This is a genomic window from Allobosea sp. P5_A5 (genome assembly GCF_056400625.1).
Genome location: NZ_JBFUKY010000002.1, coordinates 1 through 23,430 on the forward strand (window position 1 = coordinate 1; position 23,430 = coordinate 23,430).

General features: G+C 65.0%; 25 protein-coding genes, 1 tRNA gene and 1 pseudogene. 19 read left to right on the plus strand and 8 right to left on the minus strand.

The window, feature by feature from the left end; genetic code table 11:
* Nucleotides 1–236, plus strand: a pseudogene (locus AC1DR6_RS03515) (IS5/IS1182 family transposase); the annotation flags it as partial.
* Here the strand turns inward: AC1DR6_RS03515 and AC1DR6_RS03520 are convergent.
* Both AC1DR6_RS03520 and AC1DR6_RS03525 read right to left on the minus strand, forming a co-directional pair.
* Entirely contained in the window at nucleotides 224–640 is a 417-nt protein-coding gene (locus AC1DR6_RS03520; RefSeq protein WP_476827810.1) for a hypothetical protein, read from the minus strand. The pseudogene AC1DR6_RS03515 and the gene AC1DR6_RS03520 sit on opposite strands and share 13 nt — an antisense overlap.
* Before the next feature lie 94 nt (nucleotides 641–734).
* Nucleotides 735–821, minus strand: a tRNA-Leu gene (locus AC1DR6_RS03525).
* Between the two features lie 376 nt (nucleotides 822–1,197).
* Between AC1DR6_RS03525 and AC1DR6_RS03530 the strand changes: the two genes are divergently transcribed.
* Together AC1DR6_RS03530 and AC1DR6_RS03535 are read left to right on the plus strand one after the other, a co-directional pair.
* The gene (locus tag AC1DR6_RS03530) at nucleotides 1,198–2,202 is read left to right on the plus strand and encodes a complex I NDUFA9 subunit family protein (protein WP_476827811.1); all 1,005 of its coding nucleotides are present in this window, start codon (nucleotides 1,198–1,200) and stop codon (nucleotides 2,200–2,202) included.
* 34 nt (nucleotides 2,203–2,236) lie between these two features.
* Complete coding sequence (locus AC1DR6_RS03535) at nucleotides 2,237–2,905, plus strand: HAD family hydrolase (protein WP_476827812.1); 669 nt, start codon at nucleotides 2,237–2,239, stop codon at nucleotides 2,903–2,905.
* 28 nt (nucleotides 2,906–2,933) lie between these two features.
* Here the strand turns inward: AC1DR6_RS03535 and AC1DR6_RS03540 are convergent, their stop codons facing one another.
* On the minus strand, nucleotides 2,934–3,929 hold the full coding sequence (locus AC1DR6_RS03540; RefSeq protein WP_476827813.1) for a 2-hydroxyacid dehydrogenase: 996 nt from the start codon (nucleotides 3,927–3,929) through the stop codon (nucleotides 2,934–2,936).
* 171 nt (nucleotides 3,930–4,100) lie between these two features.
* On the opposite strand from AC1DR6_RS03540, the gene AC1DR6_RS03545 reads away from it, so the two are divergent.
* Complete coding sequence (locus AC1DR6_RS03545) at nucleotides 4,101–4,622, plus strand: SH3 domain-containing protein (protein WP_476827814.1); 522 nt, start codon at nucleotides 4,101–4,103, stop codon at nucleotides 4,620–4,622.
* 18 nt (nucleotides 4,623–4,640) lie between these two features.
* Here AC1DR6_RS03545 and irrA read toward each other — a convergent pair whose 3' ends face one another.
* On the minus strand, nucleotides 4,641–5,153 hold the full coding sequence (irrA, locus tag AC1DR6_RS03550; protein ID WP_476827815.1) for an iron response transcriptional regulator IrrA: 513 nt from the start codon (nucleotides 5,151–5,153) through the stop codon (nucleotides 4,641–4,643).
* 168 nt (nucleotides 5,154–5,321) lie between these two features.
* On the opposite strand from irrA, the gene fabA reads away from it, so the two are divergent.
* The 4 genes from fabA (at nucleotide 5,322) to AC1DR6_RS03570 (ending at nucleotide 8,326) form a co-directional block, all read left to right on the plus strand.
* A complete protein-coding gene (gene fabA / locus AC1DR6_RS03555) occupies nucleotides 5,322–5,834 on the plus strand; it encodes a 3-hydroxyacyl-[acyl-carrier-protein] dehydratase FabA (protein WP_476827816.1) in 513 nt (170 codons plus the stop codon).
* Between the two features lie 126 nt (nucleotides 5,835–5,960).
* On the plus strand, nucleotides 5,961–7,187 hold the full coding sequence (gene fabB, locus AC1DR6_RS03560; protein WP_476827817.1) for a beta-ketoacyl-ACP synthase I: 1,227 nt from the start codon (nucleotides 5,961–5,963) through the stop codon (nucleotides 7,185–7,187).
* A gap of 7 nt (nucleotides 7,188–7,194) precedes the next feature.
* Nucleotides 7,195–8,028: an enoyl-ACP reductase FabI gene (gene fabI / locus AC1DR6_RS03565; RefSeq protein ID WP_476827818.1), complete on the plus strand. Its 834-nt coding sequence runs from the start codon at nucleotides 7,195–7,197 to the stop codon at nucleotides 8,026–8,028.
* A gap of 52 nt (nucleotides 8,029–8,080) precedes the next feature.
* Complete coding sequence (locus AC1DR6_RS03570; RefSeq protein WP_476827819.1) at nucleotides 8,081–8,326, plus strand: DUF2188 domain-containing protein; 246 nt, start codon at nucleotides 8,081–8,083, stop codon at nucleotides 8,324–8,326.
* A gap of 17 nt (nucleotides 8,327–8,343) precedes the next feature.
* Here the strand turns inward: AC1DR6_RS03570 and AC1DR6_RS03575 are convergent, their stop codons facing one another.
* A complete protein-coding gene (locus AC1DR6_RS03575; protein ID WP_476827820.1) occupies nucleotides 8,344–8,691 on the minus strand; it encodes a hypothetical protein in 348 nt (115 codons plus the stop codon).
* A 97-nt stretch (nucleotides 8,692–8,788) separates the two neighbouring features.
* Entirely contained in the window at nucleotides 8,789–10,021 is a 1,233-nt protein-coding gene (locus tag AC1DR6_RS03580) for an argininosuccinate synthase (RefSeq protein ID WP_476827821.1), read from the minus strand.
* Between the two features lie 280 nt (nucleotides 10,022–10,301).
* Between AC1DR6_RS03580 and AC1DR6_RS03585 the strand changes: the two genes are divergently transcribed.
* From AC1DR6_RS03585 to lhpI, 7 genes are all read left to right on the plus strand, one after another.
* Complete coding sequence (locus AC1DR6_RS03585) at nucleotides 10,302–10,910, plus strand: DsbA family protein (protein WP_476827822.1); 609 nt, start codon at nucleotides 10,302–10,304, stop codon at nucleotides 10,908–10,910.
* Between the two features lie 335 nt (nucleotides 10,911–11,245).
* Nucleotides 11,246–12,955: a 30S ribosomal protein S1 gene (gene rpsA / locus AC1DR6_RS03590; RefSeq protein WP_476827823.1), complete on the plus strand. Its 1,710-nt coding sequence runs from the start codon at nucleotides 11,246–11,248 to the stop codon at nucleotides 12,953–12,955.
* A 192-nt stretch (nucleotides 12,956–13,147) separates the two neighbouring features.
* Entirely contained in the window at nucleotides 13,148–14,437 is a 1,290-nt protein-coding gene (locus AC1DR6_RS03595; protein WP_476827824.1) for an Hsp70 family protein, read from the plus strand.
* 73 nt (nucleotides 14,438–14,510) lie between these two features.
* The gene (gene sppA, locus AC1DR6_RS03600; protein WP_476827825.1) at nucleotides 14,511–15,482 is read left to right on the plus strand and encodes a signal peptide peptidase SppA; all 972 of its coding nucleotides are present in this window, start codon (nucleotides 14,511–14,513) and stop codon (nucleotides 15,480–15,482) included.
* A 28-nt stretch (nucleotides 15,483–15,510) separates the two neighbouring features.
* Nucleotides 15,511–15,795 carry an integration host factor subunit beta gene (gene ihfB / locus AC1DR6_RS03605; RefSeq protein ID WP_476827826.1) on the plus strand — a complete coding sequence of 95 codons (285 nt, stop codon included), beginning with the start codon at nucleotides 15,511–15,513 and terminating at the stop codon, nucleotides 15,793–15,795.
* 131 nt (nucleotides 15,796–15,926) lie between these two features.
* Entirely contained in the window at nucleotides 15,927–16,265 is a 339-nt protein-coding gene (locus AC1DR6_RS03610; protein ID WP_476827827.1) for a LapA family protein, read from the plus strand.
* Nucleotides 16,265–17,218: a bifunctional Delta(1)-pyrroline-2-carboxylate/Delta(1)-piperideine-2-carboxylate reductase gene (gene lhpI / locus AC1DR6_RS03615; protein ID WP_476827828.1), complete on the plus strand. Its 954-nt coding sequence runs from the start codon at nucleotides 16,265–16,267 to the stop codon at nucleotides 17,216–17,218. Before AC1DR6_RS03610 ends, lhpI begins: the two co-directional genes overlap by 1 nt.
* Nucleotides 17,219–17,230: 12 nt before the next feature.
* Here lhpI and AC1DR6_RS03620 read toward each other — a convergent pair whose 3' ends face one another.
* Nucleotides 17,231–17,407, minus strand: coding sequence for a DUF3309 family protein (locus tag AC1DR6_RS03620; protein ID WP_476827829.1), 177 nt, complete (start codon nucleotides 17,405–17,407; stop codon nucleotides 17,231–17,233).
* 212 nt (nucleotides 17,408–17,619) lie between these two features.
* On the opposite strand from AC1DR6_RS03620, the gene mepA reads away from it, so the two are divergent.
* A complete protein-coding gene (gene mepA / locus AC1DR6_RS03625) occupies nucleotides 17,620–18,561 on the plus strand; it encodes a penicillin-insensitive murein endopeptidase (RefSeq protein WP_476827830.1) in 942 nt (313 codons plus the stop codon).
* A 56-nt stretch (nucleotides 18,562–18,617) separates the two neighbouring features.
* Here mepA and AC1DR6_RS03630 read toward each other — a convergent pair whose 3' ends face one another.
* On the minus strand, nucleotides 18,618–19,757 hold the full coding sequence (locus tag AC1DR6_RS03630; RefSeq protein ID WP_476827831.1) for an extensin-like domain-containing protein: 1,140 nt from the start codon (nucleotides 19,755–19,757) through the stop codon (nucleotides 18,618–18,620).
* A gap of 1,152 nt (nucleotides 19,758–20,909) precedes the next feature.
* On the opposite strand from AC1DR6_RS03630, the gene AC1DR6_RS03635 reads away from it, so the two are divergent.
* The 3 genes from AC1DR6_RS03635 to AC1DR6_RS03645 all read left to right on the plus strand — a co-directional run bounded on the left by AC1DR6_RS03635 (nucleotide 20,910) and on the right by AC1DR6_RS03645 (nucleotide 23,429).
* Nucleotides 20,910–21,860 carry a Tim44 domain-containing protein gene (locus AC1DR6_RS03635; RefSeq protein WP_476827832.1) on the plus strand — a complete coding sequence of 317 codons (951 nt, stop codon included), beginning with the start codon at nucleotides 20,910–20,912 and terminating at the stop codon, nucleotides 21,858–21,860.
* A 137-nt stretch (nucleotides 21,861–21,997) separates the two neighbouring features.
* Entirely contained in the window at nucleotides 21,998–22,804 is an 807-nt protein-coding gene (gene dapB, locus AC1DR6_RS03640) for a 4-hydroxy-tetrahydrodipicolinate reductase (RefSeq protein WP_476828426.1), read from the plus strand.
* A 4-nt stretch (nucleotides 22,805–22,808) separates the two neighbouring features.
* A complete protein-coding gene (locus tag AC1DR6_RS03645) occupies nucleotides 22,809–23,429 on the plus strand; it encodes an alpha-ketoglutarate-dependent dioxygenase AlkB family protein (RefSeq protein ID WP_476827833.1) in 621 nt (206 codons plus the stop codon).
* Nucleotide 23,430: the final 1 nt, after the last annotated feature.

Sequence of the window (23,430 nt, forward strand, 5' to 3'; positions counted from 1 at the left end):
GCAACGCCATCCGCCGGCAGGTCGAGGAGAACGGCACCATGCCCAACATCCCGCCCAAGGCCAACCGGCGCTGGAAGAACTGCTTCTCCCCGGTCCTCTACCGCGACCGCAACGCCATCGAACGGATGTTCTGCCGCCTCAAGGATTTCCGCCGCGTCGCCACGCGATACGATCGAAACGCCGTCAACTTCCTCGCAGCAGTCTGCATCGCAGCGACCGTCAGCTACTGGTTATGAGTCCAGACCCTAGAACGGTGATGCTTTGCCGTGGCGGCGACTTCGTCGCGATACGCTTCGACCTCATCGGCGAGCGCGTCGTCGTGATCGAGATCGCCGACCGCCTGCTTGTAGAGCTCACCGGCGAGGGCGCGGGCCTCGACCCGGCTGAGGCTCCGGAGCGGCTGGCCAAGCGCGTCGAAGAACGTGTTGAGGGCTTTGAGCGCGAGGGGAAAACGCTCCTTGGCGATTTTGGCCTCTTTGGTCCGTAGAGAGAGGACGACCTTGTCGCCGACGACCACCGTGTGGTGCTCGCCATCCACAGGGAGGCTGACCCGCTGCCCCTTGGCGAGCGGGCGAAGGGCCAGCGGCACCTTCACATTCAGGTAGTAGGAACCCTGCTTGGTAGTGAAGGGTCGGGACATTGCAAGAGCCATGGTGTCAAACCGCAGTGTCAAAGCGGATACCATGCAACTCGTTATCAATGCTGAACTCTTTGACGCGAAACGCGAAAAAGAGTGGTGCCCAGGAGAGGACTCGAACCTCCACGCCCTTGCAGGCGCCAGCACCTGAAGCTGGTGCGTCTACCAATTCCGCCACCTGGGCAACGGCGGTTCGTTTAGGGGGGGGATGGCGTGGTGTCAACGGGCTTGCCGCAATTATTACAGCGCTATGACCGATGGTTGGGCGACAGATCGGTAGAAGCAGCCGCTATGGCTAGTTTCGGCGAGCTGCGGCGTAAATTGAGAGCTGGTCCTTGAGCGGCTGCCCGGGGGTGGCTACCGGAGGGCGTGTAATCCTGAGGCACAAAATCGTCGTTCAGCAGGCGGGACTGCCGAATCATCCGCGCGTCGGGAAGCGCTTCGGGTCATCGGCGACGGGATCCGGCGCTGCCACGATCTCAGAGCGCAGCGCAAAAGCCATTCCACTTTCGCCGAACATGATCTAGGAGGGCGGAACGGTTCTAAACGGAGCTTTTCCGATGGCCACGCAAATCCCGGCCCAGCAACTCGTCACGGTCTTCGGCGGCTCGGGGTTCGTCGGCCGTCATGTCGTCCGGGCGCTGGTCAAGCGCGGTTACCGTGTGCGCGTCGCGGTCCGCCGGCCCGATCTCGCCGGCTTTCTGCAGCCGCTCGGCATGGTCGGTCAGATCCATGCTGTCCAGGCCAACCTTCGTTATCCCGCGTCCGTCGCGGCCGCCGTGCGCGGCGCCGATGCGGTGATCAACCTGGTCGGCATCATGAACGAACGGGGACGCCAGAGTTTCGCGGCCGTCCAGGCCAATGGCGCCCGCACCGTCGCACAGGCCTGCGCCGCCGCAGGCATCGCCAGGCTCGTGCAGATGTCGGCGCTCGGGGCCGATTCCGGCTCGCGCTCACTCTATGCCCGCAGCAAGGGGGAGGGAGAGGCGGTCGTTCGCCAGCTCGTTCCGTCCGCGATCGTGCTGCGGCCGTCGGTGATGTTCGGGCCGGACGATGATTTCTTCAATCGCTTCGCTTCGATGGCGCGGATGATGCCGGTCCTGCCGCTGGTCGGCAGTGGCGAGACCAGGTTCCAGCCGGTCTTCGTCGGCGACGTCGCAGAGGCCGTAGCGCTCGCCGTGGACGGCAAGGTCGAGGCCGGCAGCACCTATGAATTGGGCGGCCCGGAGGTTCTGAGCCTGCGTCAGATCGTCGAGAACATCTGCAAGGTCACTGGCCGTAAGCGACTGTTCGCGCCCTTGCCGTTGGCGGTTGCCGGCATTCTGGCACGCGTGCTCGAGGTGGTTGACCTGTTGACGCTCGGCCTGCTGCCGAATGAGCTCAAACTGACCCGCGACCAGGTCATCCTGCTTGGCCACGACAATGTCGTCTCGGACGCGGCCCGGAAGGACGGGCGCGATTTGCCCGGTCTGGGCATCGCTCCCGTTTCGGCCGAGGTCGAAATCCCGTCCTATCTCTGGCGCTTCCGCAAGACCGGCCAGTTCGACACCGTCCGCGCCGGCTGATTGCTGCGCCAACTGACCCGCTACATCATTCGCGATGCCGCTCGATCTGGTCATCTATGATTGCGATGGGACGCTGATCGATACCGAGACGGTCTATGCCGAGGTCACGCTGGCGTTGTGCCACGAGATCGGGCTGACGGCCTGGACCATCGAGGATTATGTCCGCAGCCTCGTGGGCATTCCGCTCGCCGACGGCTTCAAGATCATCGAAGCGGCGCTGGGACGACCGCTGCCGGCCGATTTCGAGGAAAGGGCCGAGGCGGGCGTCGCTGCTCGGCTTGCCGGGGAAGCTCGTGCCCTGCCGGGGGTCCGTGAGGCTGTGAGCCGGATTTCGGCCGCGCGCTGCGTAGCCTCCTCGACGACGCTGGAGCCGCTGCGGCAGAATCTGGCGCTTGCCGGATTGATCGACCTGTTCGATCCGCATGTGTTCTCGGCCTCGCAGGTCGCGCGCGGCAAACCGGCGCCGGATGTCTTCCTGTTCACGGCGGCGCAGATGGGGGCCTCACCTGCGAACTGCCTCGTGCTGGAGGATTCGGTGCCCGGCGTGGTGGCGGCCCGTGCGGCCGGGATGCGGGTCGTGGGCTTCACCGGAGCCGCGCACGACAAGGCTGGCACGCGCGAGCGCCTGGAGGCGACCGGCGCGGTGAGCGTATTCGATCGTTATGAGGACTGGCCGAGGCTTGTGGCCTCGATCATGGGCTGAGCGTTCGCTGCTGCCGGGCCATTGCCGCCTAGAGCATGCTCGGCAGCACGCGGTCCGGCGGCTTGTGGCCGTCCATGAAGGTCTTGATGTTGACGATGACCTTCTCGCCCATATCCGCGCGCCCTTCATGGGTGGCGGAGCCCATATGCGGCAGCACCACGACCTTATGCTGGCGCGCGAGTTTGAGCAGACGCGGATTGATCGCGGGCTCCTGCTCGAACACATCGAGCCCCGCGCCGGCGAGTTCTCCCGCCTCCAGCATGCGTGCGAGCGCCGTCTCGTCGACGACCTCGCCGCGCGCGGTGTTCACCAGGATGGCATCGGGCTTCATCAGCTTGAGCCGGCGCGCCGACAGCAGGTGATAGGTCGCGGGCGTGTGGGGGCAGTTGACTGAGACGATGTCCATGCGTGCCAGCATCTGGTCGAGCGAATCCCAATAGGTCGCGTCGAGCTTCTCCTCGATGCGCGGATCGACGCGGCGCCGGTTGTGATAATGGATCGACAGGCCGAAGGCGGCGGCGCGGCGTGCCAGCGCCTGGCCGATGCGGCCCATGCCGACGATGCCGAGCCGCTTTCCGGTGATGCGCCGGCCCAGCATCCAGGTCGGCGACCAGCCGCTCCATTCGTCATCCGGAATGACATGGGCGCCCTCGACGATGCGGCGGGCGACAGCCAGAATAAGCGCGATCGTCATGTCGGCGGTGTCGTCGGTCAGCACGCCCGGTGTATTGGTCACGGTGATGCCGCGCTGCACGGCGCTGGCGACGTCGATGTTGTCGACACCATTGCCGAAATTGGCGATGAGCCTGAGCTGGTCGCCGGCCTGGGCGATGACGCTGGCATCGATCCGGTCGGTCACGGTCGGCACAAGCACGTCGGCGATTTTCACGGCTTCGACCAACGCCGCCTGAGAAAGCGGCTTGTCGTCGAGATTGAGCCTGGCGTCGAAGAGTTCGCGCATGCGCGTCTCCACCACGGCCGGCAGCTTGCGTGTCACTACGACCAGCGGCTTTGTCTTCGACATGCTGTCTCCTCCACTCGCCACTGCCGCTGCCGATCCTCAACCTGCCATTAACCCTGGCGGGGCAGGAATGGAGCGGTCGTCGTGTCCGCCACTTTTTGTCTAGGCGGGAGGACGGCGGAAGACAACTTGACCCTTTGCCTGAGGCGGCGAGGCAATGAGGAGAGCGGCGGGATGCCGATGCGCAGATTGATCGGAGCCGCCGTTTTCGCGCTCATGGCTGCTACGGGAGCGCGCGCGCAGGACATGCAGGCCGGGTCCGTCACCGGTTTGCCGGTGCCGCGCTATGTCAGCTTGAAGACCGACCGCGTGAACCTGCGCGAGGGACCGTCGAAGGAACATCGCACGCGCTGGGTCTATCAGCGCGCCGGCCTCCCCGTGGAAATCACCGCGGAATTCGAAACCTGGCGACGTGTGCGCGATTCGGATGGCGCCGAAGGCTGGGTGCTGCACAGCCTTCTGTCGGGAAAGCGCACGGCGCTCGTCGCGCCCTGGGCGAGAAACAAGCAGGAAATCCTGCCGCTGCGCAGCGGAGCCGCCGCGGACGCCGCGATCGTTGCCGAATTGCAGCCTGGCGTGGTGATGAGCGTCAGCTCTTGCGAAAAGGCCTGGTGCCGCGTTGCGGTCCGCAACGTCAACGGTTTCATTCCACAGGAAAAGCTCTGGGGAGTCTACCCGAACGAGAAGGTCGACTGAGGAGGCGCCGCTCGCCGCTCAAGCCTGGATTTTGCGCAGCCTTACGACGACATCGACATGCGCGATCTCGTAGCCCTGCGGCGGGGTCGGCAGGCTCGCCATCGAGATATCGCGCGCGGGGATGTCGATGACGCGGTTCTCATCCTCGATCACGAAATGATGGTGGTCATGCACCGCCGTGTCGAAATAGGTCTTGCTGCCGTCGATCGAGAGCTCGCGCAGCATGCCGGCATCGGTGAACTGGCGCAGCGTGTTGTAGATCGTCGCAAGAGAGACCGGAATCCGCTCTCGCATAGCTTCTTCAAACAAGATTTCGGCGCTGACATGCCGGTCGCCCTTGGCATAGAGCACCCAGCCCAAGGAGATGCGCTGGCGCGTCGGGCGCAAGCCCACGCGCCGCAGCCGCTGACGCACGTCATGGAACGGGCAGCCCTGTCGGGTCAGCTGACCATCGCTCTCATCCTGGACGGTCGAGGCGGCAGAGCCTTGCCCTTCGACGGACAGACCGGCTTCGTGCGTGTTTGGAAACATTCCAGTAAGTTAAGCGCGCGGCTGCTTTCCCGCAAGCGGCTCAATCGGGGCCTCTGTGGCACAGCATGTGGGCGGCGTGGCTGAACCCTTTCGTTTTCGCCGGTCGCTGTGTTAGGCACGGGCGGATGGCGACCGGGCGAAACGGTCGCGCCAGGCTACGGAGTGGGAATGCAGCGCCAGTCGTCTTTCAGCTATGAGGAGATCCTCGCCTGCGGCCGTGGGGAGCTGTTCGGGCCGGGCAATGCGCAGCTGCCTTTGCCGCCGATGCTGATGTTCGATCGCATCAGCGAGATCGCGGAAGCAGGCGGCGAGCACGGCAAGGGGCTTGTACGCGCCGAATTCGACGTCAAGCCAGACCTCTGGTTCTTCGATTGTCACTTCAAGGGCGATCCCGTCATGCCGGGCTGCCTTGGCCTCGATGCGCTCTGGCAGCTCACAGGCTTCTTCCTCGGCTGGCTCGGCCTGCCGGGCCGGGGCAGGGCGCTCGGCGTCGGCGAGGTCAAGTTCGCCGACCAAGTGCTGCCATCGGTCAAGCGCGTCGTCTACGGCGTCGACTTCAAGCGCGTCTTCAAGTCGAAGCTGGTGCTGGGCATCGCCGATGGCTGGCTCGAGGCCGACGGCAAGCGGATCTACACGGTCAGTGACATGCGTGTCGGCCTGTTCAAGCCCGAAGCCGCCTGAACGACGCCGCCGGCGAAAAACCGGCGCCTCACCTTGCGCGCCCCGCTCATGCGGTCCATTTGCGCGATATGATCCCAGGCGTGCGCGCTTGCTGCACCGCCCGCTGAAAGCTGGAGTGAAGCCATCATGAGGCGCGTCGTCGTCACCGGGATGGGCATCGTCTCGTCCATCGGCAACAACACGCAGGAGGTGCTGTCCTCGCTGCGTGAGGCCAAGTCCGGCATCAGCCATGTGCCCGAATTCGCGGCCCACGGCTTTCGCAGCCAGGTCGCCGGCGTGCCCACGCTCGATCCCGCGACGGTGCTGGACCGCCGCGCCATGCGCTTTCACGGCGGCGGTTCCGCCTGGAATCAGGTCGCGATGGAACAGGCGATCGCGGATGCGGGCCTTGAGCAGGGTGAGATCAGCCATGATCGTACCGGCATCATCATGGGCTCGGGCGGCCCGTCCACTCGCGCCCTGATCGACGCTTACGACAAGGCTCGCGAGAGCGGTTCGTCCAAGAAGGTCGGCCCCTTCGCCGTGCCCAAGGGCATGTCCTCGACGGCGTCGGCCACGCTTGCCACCTGGTTCAAGATCAAGGGCGTGAACTATTCGATCTCGTCGGCCTGCGCGACCTCCAACCACTGCATCGGCAACGCTTACGAGCTGATCCAGTGGGGCAAGCAGGATATGATCTTCGCCGGCGGCTGCGAGGAGCTGGACTGGACGCTATCCGTCCTCTTCGACGCGATGGGCGCGATGTCGTCGGACTATAACGACCGCCCGGCAGTGGCGTCCCGCGCCTATGACGTCGCCCGCGACGGCTTCGTCATCGCTGGCGGCGCCGGTGTCGTCGTGCTGGAGGAGCTGGAGCACGCGAAGGCCCGTGGCGCCAAGATCTATGGCGAGATCGTCGGCTACGGCGCGACCTCGGACGGTTACGACATGGTCGCTCCCTCGGGCGAGGGCGCGGTGCGTTGCATGAAGATGGCGCTGGAAGGCGTCAACGCGAAGATCGACTACATCAACCCGCACGGCACCTCGACTCCGGTCGGTGACGCCAAGGAGATGGAGGCGATCCGCGAGGTGTTCGGTGCCGGCGAGAAATCACCCCCGATCGCGGCGACGAAGTCGCTGACGGGGCATTCGCTCGGCGCCACCGGCGTGCAGGAGGCGATCTACTCGCTGCTGATGCTCAACAACGACTTCATCTGCGAAAGCGCCCATATCGACGAACTGGACCCGGCCTTCGCCGACATGCCGATCGTGCGCAAGCGCATCGACGATGCGGGCCTAGGCTGCGTGCTTTCCAACTCATTCGGCTTCGGCGGCACCAACGCGACCATCGTGATGAAACGCCTGGAGGCGTGAGGGCACGATGCTTCCTTTGATGCACAACAAGCGCGGCCTCGTCATGGGGGTCGCCAACCAGAACTCGATCGCATGGGGCATCGCCCGCACGCTGCACGCCCATGGCGCGGAGCTGGCCTTCACCTATCAGGGGGAAGCGCTCGGCAAACGCGTAAAGCCGCTGGCGCAGAGCATTGGGTCGGATCTCGTCATTCCCTGCGATGTCGAGGATATTGCCTCGGTCGATGCAGCCTTCGCTGATGTCGATAAGGCCTGGGGCGCTGACCCTGAGCGCAACACGCTCGACTTCATCGTCCACGCCATCGGTTTCTCGGATAAAAACGAGCTCAAGGGGCTCTACGCCGATACCAGCCGCGAGAATTTCTCGCGGACCATGGTGATCTCCTGCTTCTCCTTCACGGAGGCGGCCAAGCGCGCCGCCGCCCGCATGCCGCATGGCGGCAGCATTCTGACGCTGACCTATGGCGGCTCGATGCGCATCATGCCGAATTACAACGTCATGGGCGTGGCCAAGGCGGCGCTGGAGGCCAGCGTCCGCTATCTCGCCGGCGATTTCGGCCCGCGCGGCATCCGCGTCAACGCGCTTTCGCCCGGGCCGGTGCGAACGCTCGCAGGCGCTGGCATTTCCGACGCGCGCGCCATGCTCTCCTGGCAGCGGGACAACTCGCCGCTGCGCAAATCCGTGACGCTGGACGAGATCGGCGGCGCGGCGTTGTACTACCTGTCCAACCTGTCGGGCGGCGTGACTGGCGACATCCACCATGTCGACGCCGGCTACCACATCACTTCGATGCCGGCGCTCGACAGTCTGCGTGCGGCCGACAGCGGCAACGGCGACTAGCCGGAACCCGACGGGCGCGTCGTCGTTTCCTTCCCACAATCAGGAGAGCGCCATGAGCAACGTCCGGTATGAAGTCGTCGAGCATGATGGCGGTTGGGCCTACAAGGTCGGCGATGTCCTGTCCGAGACGTTCGGCTCGCACGAGGCCGCTTTGAAGGCGGCTAGCGCCGCCGCTGCCCGCCAGACGGTGGCCGGCAACACGGACGGCATCGTCTATCAGGACAGGGATGGTCGCTGGCACGAAGAAGTCGCCGACGGTCAAGATCGCCCGTCGACCCAGGTGGTCGACGAGCCCTGATCGGGTAGGGATGCCGCTCAGCGTGCGGTGAAGAAGGTCAGGAGAACCTTGTTCTTCTCACCGAGCAGGCAGAGAAACCGGCGCGGTTTGTCGGAGCGATCGGTGCGGAGATAAGCCTCCGACATCACGATACGCGTGACCGGGATCGTCTCGATCTTGGATTCGGACACCGCGACGGTCGCGCCGTCCTCGTCGATATAGATATCCTTTAGATCGGGCTCCTTGGCAGAAAGCGTCTCAAGCGCCGCTTTCTTGCAGGTCGCGATCTCGGGCGTTGTCGGCTTGGTCGGCGCAATCTCCTGAGCGAAAGCAGGGAGGGTTGCCACGATGAAAGCGGCGGTGGCGAGTTGGATAACGGTGCGCATGCGTTGGACACTCACATGAAGAGGTGAAGGTCCAACGCGCCAAAGCCGCCTCGGTTCGCCTGCCGCCACGACTGACGTTTCGCCTGCCGGCCGATCGTCAGAGACCCAGCTTCTTCTTGCGCTGGCCGAGTGTCCGGAGACGCAAGGCGTTGAGCTTGATGAAGCCGGCCGCATCGCGGTGGTCGTAGGCCACCGCGCCTTCCTCGAAGGTGACGAGGTCCTGATCGTAGAGCGAATAATCGCTGGACCTGCCGATGACGTGGACGCCGCCCTTGTAGAGCTTGAGGCGCACATCGCCGGCGACGAACTCCTGGCTTTTGTCGATCAGTGCCTGCAGCATCTCGCGCTCCGGCGAGAACCAGAACCCGTTATAGATCAGCTCCGCATATTGCGGCATGATCTGGTCCTTGAGGTGGGCGGCGCCGCGATCGAGCGTAATCGACTCGATCGCCCGGTGTGCCGCGGCCAGGATCGTGCCGCCCGGCGTCTCGTACATGCCACGGCTCTTCATGCCGACGAAGCGATTTTCGACGAGATCGAGCCGGCCGATCCCGTTGTCACGGCCAAGATCGTTGAGCTTGGCGAGCAGCGTCGCGGGCGACAGCTTTTCGCCGTCGATCGCGACCGCGTCGCCCTTTTCAAAGGAGACCGTGACGATCGTCGGGGTGTCCGGAGCGTCTTCCGGCGAGATCGTGCGGGAGTAGACGTAATCGGGCACCTCGACCGCCGGATCTTCCAGAACGCGGCCCTCGGAAGACGCATGCAGCAGGTTGGCATCCACGGAGAAGGGAGCCTCGCCGCGCTTGTTCTTCGCAATCGGGATCTGGTGCTGCTCGGCAAATTCGATCAGCTGCTCGCGCGAGCGCAGATCCCACTCGCGCCACGGGGCGATCACCATGACATCGGGCTTCAGCGCATAGGCGGTGAGTTCGAAGCGAACCTGGTCGTTGCCCTTGCCGGTGGCGCCATGGGACACCGCGTCGGCCCCGGTCTTCTCGGCGATCTCGATCAGCTTCTTGGCGATCAGCGGGCGGGCGATCGAGGTGCCCAGCAGATAGACTCCCTCATAAGCGGCGTTCGCCCGGAACATCGGGAAGACGTAATCGCGTACGAATTCCTCGCGCAGATCCTCGATATAAATGTTCTCGGGCTTGATGCCGAGCAGCAGCGCCTTGTCGCGCGCCGGCCCAAGCTCCTCGCCCTGGCCGAGATCGGCGGTGAAGGTCACGACCTCGCAGGCATAGGTGGTCTGCAGCCATTTGAGGATGATCGAGGTGTCGAGACCGCCGGAATAGGCGAGGACGACCTTCTTCACGCTGCTGTCAGCCATCTGATCGTATTCCTGCGCTGGCATCGGATAAATCCGCTGCAGTGACAATGGACGGTGGCCGGGCGGCAGGGCCGCGTTTCCGACATGATGGCGCACTATCGCAGCGATCGGTGCGACGCAATCGGAACATTCTGATCGATTTGGCGTCTCGTTTTGATGGGTGGGTCGGCTTTGCACGATCCGCCCCGCCGGCATGCCGAGTGCGTGCTTGCGAGAGAGCGTTCAGGGCTTCACTGTCCGTGACGCGCGACATGGATCTGACGACCTGCTCGGAGGCTGAATGCCGAATCGTCCCGTTCTGGACTTCTGGTATGAATTCGCGTCGCCCTATTCCTTCCTCAGCGCCATGAGAATCGAGGAGCTTGCCCAAGAGGCGGGGGTGGCCTTGCGCTGGCGGCCTTTTCTGCTCGGGCCGATCTTCGCGGCGCAAGGCATGACCGGTTCGCCTTTCGCGCTGTATCCCAGCAAGGGCCGCTACATGTGGCGCGACACGGCGAGGCGCGCCAAGCGTCAGGGCGTGCCGATGAACAAGCCGGAGAATTTTCCACAGAACTCGCTCGTCGCCGCGCGCATCGCTCTTGCGGGCCGGGACGAAGGCTGGACGCCGGCCTTCTCCAAAACCATTTTCCGCGCCCAGTTCTGCGAAGGGCGCAATATCGCCGACGAGCCGGTGCTCAGCGGCGCGTTGAAGCAGGCGGGCGCCGAGCCCGGTGCCGCAATCGCGCTGTCGCGCAGCGAAGAGGTCAAGGGCCGGCTGCGGGCCGAGATCGAATATGCAAAGTCGATCGGCATTTTCGGTGCGCCTTTCTTCGTCACCGAGGACAGCGAGTTGTTCTGGGGCGACGATCGTCTCGAGGACGCGTTGACTTGGGCGCGCGACGGACGCTGATCGCGCACCGGCGGTTTTCCAAATGCAGTTTGCAGGGTGAGGCTTTCGACAGCCTCGGCTTGCTCCCGGCGCCGCCTTGGATTACACCGCCCCTGTCCGAAGGGCCGTGATCGATCATGAGCCGGGGGCGACCGCTAGGGTCTGCTCCCGTTTCGCGTTTGAGCCTGAGCTTTGAAGACGCGGATCGACCCGGCGGCCCTGGCGCCCACCGGCTCGTCTTACGAGCCGGATGCTTCCCTCGGGAGGCGCCGACGGAAGTGGTCCGCCCTGCAGCACCAACCCAAGGCGCCACGCCGGACATCCGCGGGATACGCGGCCGGCTTCCAGGAGAATACATGTCCGCAGTTGAAAGCTACAACACAGGCCGCGAGGATTTCGCCGCCCTGCTCGAAGAATCCTTCGGCAAGAACGAGGCCCTCGAAGGCTCTGTCATCAAGGGCATCGTCGTCGCCATCGAGAAGGATATGGCGATCATCGACGTCGGTCTGAAGACCGAAGGTCGCGTCGCAGTCAAGGAATTCAACGGCCCCGGCCGTGACCAGGACATCAAGGTCGGCGACGAGGTCGAGGTCTATCTGGACCGGATCGAGAACGCGCTCGGCGAAGCCGTCATCTCGCGCGACAAGGCCCGCCGCGAAGAAAGCTGGGTCAAGCTCGAGAAGGCCTTCGAGGCCCGCGAGAAGGTCACCGGCATGATCTTCAACACCGTCAAGGGCGGCTACACCGTCGACCTCGACGGCGCCGTGGCCTTCCTTCCGCGTTCGCAGGTCGACATCCGCCCGATCCGCGACGTCGGCCCGCTGATGGGCCAGCCGCAGCCGTTCGAGATCCTCAAGATGGATCGGCGCCGCGGCAACATCGTCGTGTCGCGCCGCACCGTCCTCGAAGAGACCCGCGCCGAGGCTCGTTCCGAGCTGGTCGCCTCGCTCGAAGAAGGCCAGGTCATCGACGGCGTCGTCAAGAACATCACCGAATACGGTGCCTTCGTTGACCTCGGCGGCATCGACGGCCTGCTGCACGTCACCGACATGGCCTGGCGCCGCGTGAACCATCCGTCCGAGGTCGTGACCATCGGCCAGACGGTCAAGGTCAAGATCATCAAGATCAACCAGGACACGCACCGCATCTCGCTCGGCATCAAGCAGCTGCTGGCCGATCCGTGGGACGGCATCGCCGAGCGCTATCCGGTCGGCACCCGCCTCAAGGGCCGCGTGACCAACATCACGGATTACGGCGCGTTCGTCGAAGTGGAGCCGGGCATCGAAGGCCTGATCCACGTCTCCGAGATGTCCTGGACCAAGAAGAACGTCCACCCCGGCAAGATCGTCTCGACCTCGCAGGAAGTCGACGTCGCGATCCTCGAGGTCGATCCCGTCAAGCGCCGCATCTCGCTCGGCCTCAAGCAGACCCTCCGCAATCCCTGGGAGGTTTTCGCCGAGCAGCATCCGTCCGGTTCGACGGTCGAGGGCGAAGTCAAGAACAAGACCGAGTTCGGCCTGTTCCTGGGTCTGGAAGGCGATATCGACGGCATGATCCATCTCTCGGATCTCGACTGGAACCGTCCGGGCGAGCAGGTCATCGAGGAGTACAAGAAGGGCGACGTCCTTCAGGCGATCGTTCTCGACATCGACATCGAGAAGGAGCGTATCTCGCTCGGCCTCAAGCAGCTCGGCGGCGATCCCTTCGTGGATGCCGGCGAGTTCAAGAAGGGCCAGATCGTCACCTGCGAGGTGGTCGAGGTGAAGGAGTCCGGTCTCGACGTGAAGATCGCCGACACCGACATGATGACCTTCATCAAGCGGGCCGAACTGGCGCGTGACCGTGCCGAGCAGCGCCCCGAGCGCTTCGCGGCCGGCGAGCGCATCGACGCCCGCGTCGTGCTCTTCGACAAGAAGGCCCGCAAGATCCAGGTCTCGGTCAAAGCCCTGGAGATGGCGGAAGAGAAGGAAGCGATGGCGCAGTACGGCTCCGCCGATTCCGGCGCTTCGCTCGGCGACATCCTGGGCGCTGCGCTCAAGAAGGCGACGACCCCCGAAAAGAAGTAAGGTTTCGGCTGCGCGAGCAGCCGGCCTTCGAATTCAGCCCGCGCGGAGCAATCCGCGCGGGCTTTTGTTTCGGCTCCGCTCGTCATTCTCGGGCGAAGCGAAGCGCAGACCCGAGAATCTCGTGACCAGGGTCCACTGGTTTCCGAGATGGTCGGGTCAAGCCCGACCATGACGCCACATGAGGAACCCGCCATGACCCCCGCCGCCATCGGCATCGACTTTGGCACCACCAACAGTGTTGTCGCGCTCGCGGATGCTGACGGGGCGGTCGTGACGCGCTCGTTCGCGACCAGGCAGGGTGCGGTCGATGCCTATCGCTCGGCGCTGATGTTCTGGCGCGAAGGCCGGCCGCCTCACAGCGTCGTCACCCATGTCAGCGGCCCTGACGCGCTCGACATGGCACTCGGCATGACGAGCGAGCATCGCTTCCTGCAGTCGTTGAAGACGCATCTCTCCAGCCGCGCCTTCCAGGAGACCCGCCTGTTTGGAAAGCTGTTCAAGCTGGAGGATCTGATCGGCGTTTTCCTTGGCGATTTGATGGATGGGCTGGCGGGAGCCGCGGCCCTGCCGCTGATTTCGGGAAGGCCCGTCGTCTTCGCCGGCGAGCGGCCTGACGAGGAGCTGGCGGTCGGCCGGCTGCGCGGCTCCTATGCCAGGGCCGGCATGGGCCAGGTCGATTTCGCCTATGAGCCGCTTGGTGCCGCCTATTGGTATGCGCGCGACCTGAAGCAGCCACAGACCATGCTCGTCGCCGATTTCGGCGGCGGCACCAGCGACTTTTCGGTGATGCGGTTCGAGCCGGGTGCTCGCGGCGGGCTGGAAGCCATTCCGCTGTCCCATGCCGGCGTCGGCGTCGCAGGCGACACCTTCGACTACCGCATCATCGAGCACGCCATCTCGCCTGCGCTCGGCAAGGGCACGGAGTACCGCTCCTTCGGTAAGCTTCTGCCGGTGCCGGCGCATTATCACGCGGCCTTCGCGCAATGGCACAAGCTCTCGCTGATGAAGAGCCGCGAGACGCTGGCCGAACTCAATGCGTTGATCCGCGACGCGGTCGAGCCCGGCAAGCTCGAGGCCCTGCTGACCGTGATCGAATACGATCTCGGCTACGAGCTCTATCGGGCGGTTTCGGCCGCCAAGATTGCGTTGTCGGGGCATGACGAAACCACGCTGCGCTTCGAGCAGACGGGCGTCACCATCGAGAAGCGCATCTGCCGAGCCGACTTCGAAAGCTGGATCGCGGAGGATGTCGGCGCGATCGAGGTTGCGCTGGATCGCGCGCTCACCGAGGCCGACGTCGAACCAGGCAGCATAGAGGCGGTGTTCATGACCGGCGGCACGTCCTATGTTCCGGCGGTGCGCGGCCTGTTCGAGCGCCGCTTCGGCGCACGACGCCTGCATATCGGAGACGCGTTCCGCTCTGTCGCGAGCGGGCTCGCGCTGTTGGCGCTTGATCGGGCGCGCGCGGCCGTCGCGGCCTGAGCGGAAGACGCCGCCTTGCCCGCTTGGCGGGACGGGGCTACATCACGAGCCCTCAGCCGCCTGGAGCCTTCCCATGTCGTCCGACGCCGATTTGCTCGCCGACCGCCGCAGCCTGCGGCGAAAGCTGACGCTGTGGCGCATTCTGGCGGTTCTCGGTGTCATCGTCGCTTTGGTGATCGGCGGGTTGGCCTGGCGCGGCGACGTTCCCGGCGCTCTGTCGAGCCCGCACATCGCCCGCCTCAACATTTCCGGCTTCATCTCCGGCGATCGCCGGACCCTGGACCTGATCAAGTCGGTCGAGGAGAGCAAGGCGGTCTCGGCGGTGATGCTGACCGTCAATAGTCCGGGCGGCACGACCTCCGGTTCCGAGGCGCTGCACATCGCCTTGCGCGAGCTCGCGGCCAAGAAGCCCATGGTCACGGTTGTGAGCGGTCTTGCCGCATCCGGTGGCTATATCGCGGCGATGAGCGCCGACCACATCGTCGCCCGCGAAACCTCGCTCGTCGGCTCCATCGGCGTGCTGTTCCAGTTCCCGAATGTCGGCCAGTTCCTGAACACCATCGGCGTTAAGGTCGAGGAGGTGAAGTCGGCCCCGCTCAAGGCTGCGCCAAACGGCTTCGAGCCGACGTCACCGGAAGCTCGTGCCGCCCTTCAAAGCGTCGTCGACGACAATTATCGCTGGTTCAAGCAGATGGTGCACGACCGCCGTCGGCTCGACGACGCGCAAGTCACCGCCGCCTCGGACGGGCGCGTCTTTTCCGGCAGGCAGTCGCTCGGCCTGAAGCTGATCGACGAGCTCGGCGGCGAGCGCGAGGCCATCGCCTGGCTCGAAAAGGAGAAGGGCGTCGCCAAGGATCTGAAGGTTCAGGATTGGCGCCCGAAGAGCGGTTCGTCGGGCTTCAACCTGTGGAGCCTGGCCGAAGCCTCGGCCCGCGTGGCGGGCTTCGATGGCCTTGCGGCCTCGATTGCGCGCGCCGCCGATCAACCGGTCGGCTTGCGGCTTGACGAGCCTTTGGCCCTCTGGCAGCCTGCGGCTGAAAAGTGATTTCGATACAAATGGTTATGATCCAGCGATGATTAAATCGGAACTCGTTCAGCGGATCGCCGACCGCAACACTCATCTTTATCAGCGCGATATCGAGAACATCGTCTCGGCGATCCTCGACGAGGTTGTGAAGGCGCTGTCGCGCGGCGATCGGGTCGAGCTGCGCGGCTTCGGCGCTTTCTCGCGCAAGGCGCGCTCGGCCCGCATCGGGCGCAACCCGCGCACCGGTGACGCGGTCGAGGTCGAGGAGAAATTCGTGCCGGTCTTCAAGACCGGCAAGGAATTGCGCCTTCGCCTCAACGTCAAGGATTGAAGAAGCGCCTTCGCGGCTGATCGGCGTCCAGCCATCATCCGAAGCGGCCGCACAGCGGCAGCATTGCGATCCATCGCAATGAGCCTGCGGGACGCTCTGGGCGAGGCCTCGCAAAGCAAGGGAACAACCCGATGAAAGCCTTCTTCAAGGCCCTGATCCTGGTCCCGATCGCGCTTGTGATCGTCCTGTTTTCGGTCGCCAATCGCGGCTCGGTCCGCATCTCCCTGGACCCTTTCAGCCGGGATATGCCGAGCCTGTCCTATGACGTGCCGCTTTTCGCGATCGTCCTGACGGCGGTCTTCCTGGGTGTGATCGTCGGTGGCATCGCCGCCTGGCTCGCGCAGGGCAAGCACCGCAAGGCTGCACGTCGCAGCCGCCGCGAGGTCGAGGTCCTGCGCACGGAAACGCAGGCTCTGCGCTCGGCTGTGCCGGATTCCGCTCTGCCGGCGCTGACCAGCGGCCGTAACTGATGCGTTTATTCGATATCGCCGCGCTCGACGCGGCCCTGAGCTATCCAGCCCTCATCGACATCCTGGACGACGCCTTTCGCAGCGAGGTCGTGACGCCCAAGCGCGCGCAATACAGTATCGAGCGGCCAGGCGAGGAGCCCGCGGTCCTGCTGACCATGCCGGCCTGGAGCCCGCCGGATGCCGAGAAGCCCTATATCGGCACGAAGATCCTTTCGGTGTTCTTCGGCAACGGCAAGCGCAACCTGCCGGGCGTGCTCGGGGCTTATCTGCTGATGGACGGCGCCACCGGCCAGCCGCTGGCGGTGATGGACGGCAATCGGCTGACACTTTGGCGCACCGCGGCAGCTTCGGCGCTGGCTTCCCGGTACATGTCCAGCCCCGAGGCCAGCCATATGTTGATGGTCGGCGCGGGCGCGCTCGCGCCTTTCCTGATCAAGGCGCATCGCGCCGTGAGGCCGCTGACCGACATCGCGATCTGGGCTAGGCGGCCCGAAGCGGCTGAAGCCATCGTTGCCGAGCTGGGTCGCGACGGCATCACAGCGCGCGCCACGACCGATCTCGAAGGCGAAGCCCGCACCGCCGATCTCATCTCCTGCGCGACGAATGCGACCGAGCCGCTGATCCACGGCCATTGGCTCAAGCGGGAGGCCCATCTCGACCTGATCGGCGGGTTCACGATGCAAATGCGGGAGGCCGACGCCGATGCCCTGCACCGCGCCCATGTCGTCGTCGATTCCGTCAAGGCGATCGAGGAAGGCGGCGATGTCGCGATCGCGATCGCCGAAGGCAGCTACAGCGCGGATCAGGTCGCCGGAAGTCTGGCCGACCTCTGCCATGGCCGCGTCGCAGGCCGGCCGGAGGCCGGCGGTATCACCCTGTTCAAATCTGTCGGTGTAGCGCTCGAAGACCTGGCCGCTGCCGTCGCCGCGTGGGAACACGGCGCCGGCAGCTGAGCCGGTCCGCTGTCAGACGCGGGGCGCTACGCCACCGCCGATGGCCCCGAGCAGCCACAGGATCAGCAGCACCACCAAGACGAAACCGACCGCGCCGCCAAGGCCGGCCGTGCCGTAGCTGCGATGTCCGTAATATCCGCCGCCACCGAGCAGCAGGACGACGAGCAGCACGATGACGAGTGTGGACATGGCATTTTCCCCAGATGAGCGCGCCCGTGGCACGATTGCGGAGGACAACCCCGGCGAGTGACGACTGGTTCCGTAATTCCGCCCTGATCCCGACTGCCTGGATCAGATCGCCCCACGTCTTCAGCTCGTGCTGCGCCCGTGACAAACCGGCGGAAAGCAGCGCGGCGCCCGCGCCGCTTGACGTGGTCCGGTGGCTCCCACGATGTTCGGTCATGCTCAGCCTCGCCCGAATCACGGTTGCACTCGGATTGCTGCTCGGTCTCGTGCCGCTAGAGGCATCGGCCCAGGCCACGGCCGATCAGGAAGCCCGGACCCGTGCGAATAACATCGCGGCGTGGCCCGATGCGGCTCGCTCTCTTTTTGGCCAGAAAGCGACACCGGCTGCGAATTTGGCGCCTCGCGCCATCGGCTCATATGCCCGCGGCTGCCTGGCCGGGGGCGAGGCCCTGCCGACCGAAGGGCCGAACTGGCAGGTGATGCGATTGAATCGCAATCGCAACTGGGGCCATCCGGTCCTGATCGACTATCTCGAGAAATTCGCCCGCGAGGTGCCGCGCATCACGGGCTGGAATGGCCTGCTGGTCGGCGACATGTCGCAACCGCGCGGCGGGCCGATGCTCACCGGCCACGCCTCCCACCAGATCGGGCTCGACGCCGATGTCTGGCTCACGCCGATGCCGCGTGGCGGGGTCGGTCGCGAGCAGCGGGAGAACATGTCGGCGGTCAACATGGCCCGCTCCGATTGGCGCGATGTCGATCCGCGTCATTGGACGCCCGCGCATGTCAGGCTGCTTCGCGCCGTTTCGGCCGACCCGAAAGTCGAGCGCATCTTCGTCAATCCGGCCATCAAGGTCGCGCTTTGCCGCGAGCCGGGCGACCGTAGCTGGCTCGACAAGATCAGGCCGATCTGGGGGCACAACTACCACTTCCATATCAGGCTCGCTTGCCCGGCCGGTATGGCGAGCTGCGTCGGGCAGGAACCGCCGAATTTTGGCGATGGCTGCGGCGCCGAATTGACCGGATGGATCGAGCGCCAGCACGAGGCGATCTTCAACCCGCCCAAACCGAAGCCCGGACCGAAGCCAAAGCCAAAGCCGCCGATGGGGCTCGACGCCTTGCCGCCGGAATGCCGGCAGGTTCTCGCCGCGCCCTGACACCCCGGTCGAAGCGGCTGGCGAGCGCGGTTGCGCTACGCGAATAACAGCGCTGTTCAGCGGCGCGTCGTGGTGCGGCCCGAGCTATAGGCGAACGGGTCGCGCTGGGGTGTGATCATCGGCTGGGCTTCCTCCGAGCCCTGCTGGTCGACGACGCCGCCGGCGGCGCCGTCCCCGAGCACATTTTCCTCCGTCGGCTCCACCGCGCCCGGCAGCGCCAGCGGTCCGCGCTGCTCGCTCGGCAGGGGTTGAGGCTGGTAGCGCGGCTGCGGCCGGCCTTGACGTGCGTCATAGTCTTGCAGGAAGCGCTGCTGGGCATCCAGACTGTTGCCACGTCCGTAATTCGCCACGGGATATCCAGAGCCTTGCACCGCTCCCGGCGGGCGCATGCTCTCGTTGGGGTGGCGCAGGAGCGGACCACCCGCATAGGCGTTCGCTGCCGGGGTTTCGTCACGCGGCTGCGTGCGGGCCGAAGAATAGGGGCGGGCCGGATCAGGCGGCGGCAGATTGTAATTCGGCGTGTATTTGATGATCGGCTTGCAGATATGCCGGCCCTTCGAATGCCGGGCCAGATCGATATGGATGTGATCGTAGTGCATCGGGTCGGCGCCAGGCCCGAGCACGGTCCCGAAATAGGTGCAGGCGCCAACGAAGATCTCGCGCAGGAAGTTCTGTTCCTCCGGCGAGCCGCGCCAGCCCTCCTTGACGGTAACCACGCGGTTGTCGTTCAGCCGGAAGGAGAACACGTCGACGGCGTTGCCATAGGCGTGCTCGGAGGTCGCGGTCGTGTAGGTGCCGTTGTTCATGCTGCGGCAGGAATAGGACCCGGCCCGGATCTCGATCACCTGCGCCCCGAGCACGTTCATGGCGGCAGGCTGCACCACCTCGCTGAACCATTGGTCGGTGGTGGCGACCACGGGGCAGGCGAGCAGGGCCGGGCTGGTCAGCCCGACGCTGCCGTTCTGCAGGGCCGTGACCTTGAGCGGTTGTTGCATGCCGCAGACACCGGGGCCGTCGATCGGCTTGCCGCGCAGGGCGACATAACCGGACAGCGGCACCTGGCCCGAGGCCATGCACTGGGATTCCGTCTGGTCGCGCCAGGCGGCGCGCTGCGGCTTCTGGAACTTGCCGCAGCCGGCGAGGCCGGCTGCGCCGACCAGTCCGAGCGCAAGGAGAGCGAGATGAGGACGTCGCATGACCCTTCAAATGCGAGGGGTTTGGTGAACGGTTTCTCAACCCGGTGCGCCCCGAGCGCCACAGCCGGATTAACTTCTCGCTAGTGGTGAACGAGTGCTTAATCCGGCCGGCTTTCGTCTTGAAGTGCGGCTTTCTTGTCTTGGCCGATCGAAGTAAAGGCGCTGCCATAGACTGTATAGCTCCGCCAATATGCTAGGAAATCTTCGTTTTAGAGAGCGGCAAGCAAATGAAATCGAGAAGAGCGCGCTGGGCCAGCCGACGTTTCAAAGTGTGGCAGCCACGATCAGCTTTCCACCTCAGAGGGTTAATCGGCAATGTCCCCAAGCTGAATCAAATGCTTAACGGATTTTTAGCCGTGTTTTAGCCTTTGCCGTCGCGCCGCCATGTTTCCGCCCCCTTGCGGCCCGCGCTGGTTCTGCTACCGTGCATGTCAGGTCAATGACATCAGGAGGGTGTGATGATGAGTGTCACGCTACGTCTCGACCGGTTGCTCATGGGCGCGGCCTTCGTGTTCATGATGGCGATCGTGCTGGGAGCGTTCTGACAAAGCGGTCAGTCTCGCGAGTCGATTAAGGGCCGCAAGAGCCTTCAGATAAACGCCGCCGGGAAATCCCCGGCGGCGTTTTCATGATATGATGGACGGCTTGCTGTCTGAGGGAGTTCAACTTTCCGGGCAGGGATCGTCGCTCAGCTTCCAGGACATGATGTTCACCTCGCGTCCGCAGATCGCGGTCCGCCTGCCGACATTCGTGCGGATGCAGGACATCGCTCCTTCCGCAATCTTTCGCCCATCGTTCCAGCAAAAGCAGAGCGGCTCCGGTGCTTGGGCCAGCCGTGGCGGGTCGAGCGGTACCGCCGTCTCGCCGGCTTTTGCTGGTGACGCGGTCAAGAAGACCGCCAGGAGAGCAGGCGCACCGAGAGTTAGGTTCGAACAGGCCGTTGCCGCGAGAGTTTTCATATCGCTCACCGCCCCATCGCCAACGCTGGGTGACAAGCAAGCTTACTATAGGGCATGCACACTTCCGAATCATTATGCATTATTTTGAAATAGTAAGGGATTTCAGTTTGTTAGCCGCGATTGACCTTGCGGCGCCTGCGGACCTGTCCCATATTCGTTGCGAATGAGCCCGAAGGGGGCTCTGGGAGGAACGATGTCTCTGATTTCCCTTGCTCGCCGTGGACGTGCGATCGCCGTCGTGACCGGTGCGCTGATGCTGCTGCCGCTCGCCGCCGAGGCCCGGCCGGGTGGTGGCAAGAGCGTGGGCAGCCGCGGCAGCTTCTCGCGAGAGGCGCCGGCGCCAACCGCGACGACTCCCGGCGGTGCCCAGTCATTCCAGCGCAGCGCGCCTTCGATGGCGGCGCCCGCGGCCGGCGCGGCTGCGCAGGCGGCTCGTCCGTCTTTCGCTCGCAACATGATGATGGGTATCGGCGCTGGCCTGCTCGGCGCCGGGCTGTTCGGGATGCTCTCGGGCGCGGGCTTCGGCGGGTTGTCGGGCCTGATTGGCCTGCTCTTCCAGGCGGCGCTGATCGCCGGTGTGATCTGGCTGGCGCTGCGGTTTTTCCGTCGCCGCTCGGAGCCGCAGCTTGCCGGGGCCGGCGCGCCGATGTCGCGTGACGGTTACCAGCCGCCGCAGGACGCCAGTGCCCGCATGGGCATGATGGGCGCCGGTGCGGGTACGGCGGCCGTGCAAAAGCGGCCGATCGAGCTTTCAGGTGCCGATTTCAACAGCTTCGAGTGCCTGCTGAGCGAGGTCAATGCTGCCTATTCGAATGAGGATGAGCCTGGTCTGCGCCAGCGCGTCACGCCTGAGATGTTCGGTTATTTCGACGAGGACCTCACCGCGAATGTTCGTCGCGGCGTCGTCGACCGCGTCTCTGACGTCAAGCTGCTGCAGGGCGATCTTTCGGAGGCCTGGCGCGAGAACGGCAGCGACTTCGCCACCGTGGCAATGCGCTTCAGCCTGATCAACGCCATGTATGACCGCAAGAGCGGCCAGATCGTCGAAGGCAACCCGAACCAGACGCAGGAGGTCAAGGAATACTGGACCTTCCAGCGCGCGGGCGGCGATTGGAAGCTCTCCGCGATCCAGCAGGCCGCGTAAGCTTTCTGTGGGACCTTTTGAAACGGCCGGGGCAACCCGGCCGTTTTCGTTTGCCGCTTGGTTGTTTCGGTGGTTGAAACGAGACTATAGCGACGTCAGGATATCGACCGCTGCTGCCGGAGCCTCCCATGAGTGACATGCGTCTCGTCGTCGTCGGCGCCGCCGGGCGCATGGGGCGAATGCTGATCAAGGCGATCGGCCAGGCTGAAGGATGCCGTCTGGTCGGCGCTGTGGAGCGTCCGGGATCGACCGCGCTGGGCTTCGACGCCGGCGTTCTGGCGGGGCTTCCGGGTCTCGGCCTCGCGGTGACGGACGATGCGGCCGCTGCTTTCGGACAGGCTGATGGCGTGCTCGATTTCACCTCGCCGGAAGCGACCGTCGCCTTCGCCGATCTCGCCGCGCAGGCGGGCGTGCTCCATGTCGTCGGCACGACGGGTTTGGAACCGGCTCATCTGGCGAAGCTCGCCGACTACGCGCGGCAGACGTCGATTATTCGCTCCGGCAATATGAGCCTCGGCGTCAATCTGTTGGCGGCGCTCGTGCGCAAGGTCGCAGCCACGCTTGGTACCGATTGGGACATCGAGATCCTGGAGATGCATCACCGCATGAAGGTCGATGCGCCCTCGGGTACCGCCGTCCTGCTGGGCGAGGCAGCGGCCGAGGGGCGCGCGGTCGAACTCGCGCAGAAGCGCGTCGCGGTGCGCGATGGTATCACCGGCGCGAGGGAAGCGGGCACGATCGGCTTCGCCACCCTGCGTGGCGGCACCGTTACGGGCGACCATAAGGTGATCTTCGCCGGCGCGGGAGAGCGGCTCGAATTGGCCCATATCGCCGAGGACCGCAGCCTCTTCGCGCAAGGCGCCGTGAAGGCCGCGCTTTGGGGTCGGGGGAGGGCGCCGGGCCTTTATTCCATGGCCGACGTGCTCGGCCTCGACACGCTCTGAAGCCATGACGCGCATCGCCATCGCGCCGGGCGTCGTGCACTGGCCGGGTCGCTTGTCCAGCGTGGAGCAGGGCGCCCTCATGGCCGAGCTGCGCGCGGTGGTGCGGCAGGCGCCCTTCTTCCAGCCGCGTATGCCCAAGACCGGCAAGCCCTTTTCGGTCAGGATGACCAATTGCGGCCCTCTGGGATGGGTCTCCGACGAGCGCGGCTATCGCTACCAGCCGCTTCACCCGGAGACGGGCGAGCCATGGCCGCTGATGCCGGCGCCCTTGGCCGCGCTTTGGGACGAGCTGTCGGGCTACGCGCATCCGCCGGAAGCTTGCCTGATCAACTATTACGCCGCCAGCGCCAAGATGGGCCTGCATCAGGACCGCGACGAACAGGAGTTTGATGCGCCTGTGCTCTCGGTTTCGCTCGGAGATGCCGCGCTGTTCCGCATCGGGGGCACGGTGCGCGGCGGAAAAACCACCTCGCTGAAGCTTGCGTCCGGTGATGTGCTGCTCTTTGGCGGCGAGGCCAGGCTCGCCTATCATGGCATCGACCGCGTGCTGTCGGGGTCGTCGACCTTGCTGCCGGAAGGCGGCCGGATCAACCTGACGCTCCGTCGTGTGACGAAGCCGGACTGAG

What these genes read in the sequence shown, in the direction of transcription:
- AC1DR6_RS03520 (WP_476827810.1), bottom strand. Translation starts at nt 640, where the DNA reads ATGTCCCGACCCTTCACTACCAAGCAGGGTTCCTACTACCTGAATGTG.
- AC1DR6_RS03530 (WP_476827811.1), top strand. Translation starts at nt 1,198, where the DNA reads ATGGCCACGCAAATCCCGGCCCAGCAACTCGTCACGGTCTTCGGCGGC.
- AC1DR6_RS03535 (WP_476827812.1), top strand. Translation starts at nt 2,237, where the DNA reads ATGCCGCTCGATCTGGTCATCTATGATTGCGATGGGACGCTGATCGAT.
- AC1DR6_RS03540 (WP_476827813.1), bottom strand. Translation starts at nt 3,929, where the DNA reads ATGTCGAAGACAAAGCCGCTGGTCGTAGTGACACGCAAGCTGCCGGCC.
- AC1DR6_RS03545 (WP_476827814.1), top strand. Translation starts at nt 4,101, where the DNA reads ATGCCGATGCGCAGATTGATCGGAGCCGCCGTTTTCGCGCTCATGGCT.
- irrA (WP_476827815.1), bottom strand. Translation starts at nt 5,153, where the DNA reads ATGTTTCCAAACACGCACGAAGCCGGTCTGTCCGTCGAAGGGCAAGGC.
- fabA (WP_476827816.1), top strand. Translation starts at nt 5,322, where the DNA reads ATGCAGCGCCAGTCGTCTTTCAGCTATGAGGAGATCCTCGCCTGCGGC.
- fabB (WP_476827817.1), top strand. Translation starts at nt 5,961, where the DNA reads ATGAGGCGCGTCGTCGTCACCGGGATGGGCATCGTCTCGTCCATCGGC.
- fabI (WP_476827818.1), top strand. Translation starts at nt 7,195, where the DNA reads ATGCTTCCTTTGATGCACAACAAGCGCGGCCTCGTCATGGGGGTCGCC.
- AC1DR6_RS03570 (WP_476827819.1), top strand. Translation starts at nt 8,081, where the DNA reads ATGAGCAACGTCCGGTATGAAGTCGTCGAGCATGATGGCGGTTGGGCC.
- AC1DR6_RS03575 (WP_476827820.1), bottom strand. Translation starts at nt 8,691, where the DNA reads ATGCGCACCGTTATCCAACTCGCCACCGCCGCTTTCATCGTGGCAACC.
- AC1DR6_RS03580 (WP_476827821.1), bottom strand. Translation starts at nt 10,021, where the DNA reads ATGGCTGACAGCAGCGTGAAGAAGGTCGTCCTCGCCTATTCCGGCGGT.
- AC1DR6_RS03585 (WP_476827822.1), top strand. Translation starts at nt 10,302, where the DNA reads ATGCCGAATCGTCCCGTTCTGGACTTCTGGTATGAATTCGCGTCGCCC.
- rpsA (WP_476827823.1), top strand. Translation starts at nt 11,246, where the DNA reads ATGTCCGCAGTTGAAAGCTACAACACAGGCCGCGAGGATTTCGCCGCC.
- AC1DR6_RS03595 (WP_476827824.1), top strand. Translation starts at nt 13,148, where the DNA reads ATGACCCCCGCCGCCATCGGCATCGACTTTGGCACCACCAACAGTGTT.
- sppA (WP_476827825.1), top strand. Translation starts at nt 14,511, where the DNA reads ATGTCGTCCGACGCCGATTTGCTCGCCGACCGCCGCAGCCTGCGGCGA.
- ihfB (WP_476827826.1), top strand. Translation starts at nt 15,511, where the DNA reads ATGATTAAATCGGAACTCGTTCAGCGGATCGCCGACCGCAACACTCAT.
- AC1DR6_RS03610 (WP_476827827.1), top strand. Translation starts at nt 15,927, where the DNA reads ATGAAAGCCTTCTTCAAGGCCCTGATCCTGGTCCCGATCGCGCTTGTG.
- lhpI (WP_476827828.1), top strand. Translation starts at nt 16,265, where the DNA reads ATGCGTTTATTCGATATCGCCGCGCTCGACGCGGCCCTGAGCTATCCA.
- AC1DR6_RS03620 (WP_476827829.1), bottom strand. Translation starts at nt 17,407, where the DNA reads ATGTCCACACTCGTCATCGTGCTGCTCGTCGTCCTGCTGCTCGGTGGC.
- mepA (WP_476827830.1), top strand. Translation starts at nt 17,620, where the DNA reads ATGCTCAGCCTCGCCCGAATCACGGTTGCACTCGGATTGCTGCTCGGT.
- AC1DR6_RS03630 (WP_476827831.1), bottom strand. Translation starts at nt 19,757, where the DNA reads ATGCGACGTCCTCATCTCGCTCTCCTTGCGCTCGGACTGGTCGGCGCA.
- AC1DR6_RS03635 (WP_476827832.1), top strand. Translation starts at nt 20,910, where the DNA reads ATGTCTCTGATTTCCCTTGCTCGCCGTGGACGTGCGATCGCCGTCGTG.
- dapB (WP_476828426.1), top strand. Translation starts at nt 21,998, where the DNA reads ATGCGTCTCGTCGTCGTCGGCGCCGCCGGGCGCATGGGGCGAATGCTG.
- AC1DR6_RS03645 (WP_476827833.1), top strand. Translation starts at nt 22,809, where the DNA reads ATGACGCGCATCGCCATCGCGCCGGGCGTCGTGCACTGGCCGGGTCGC.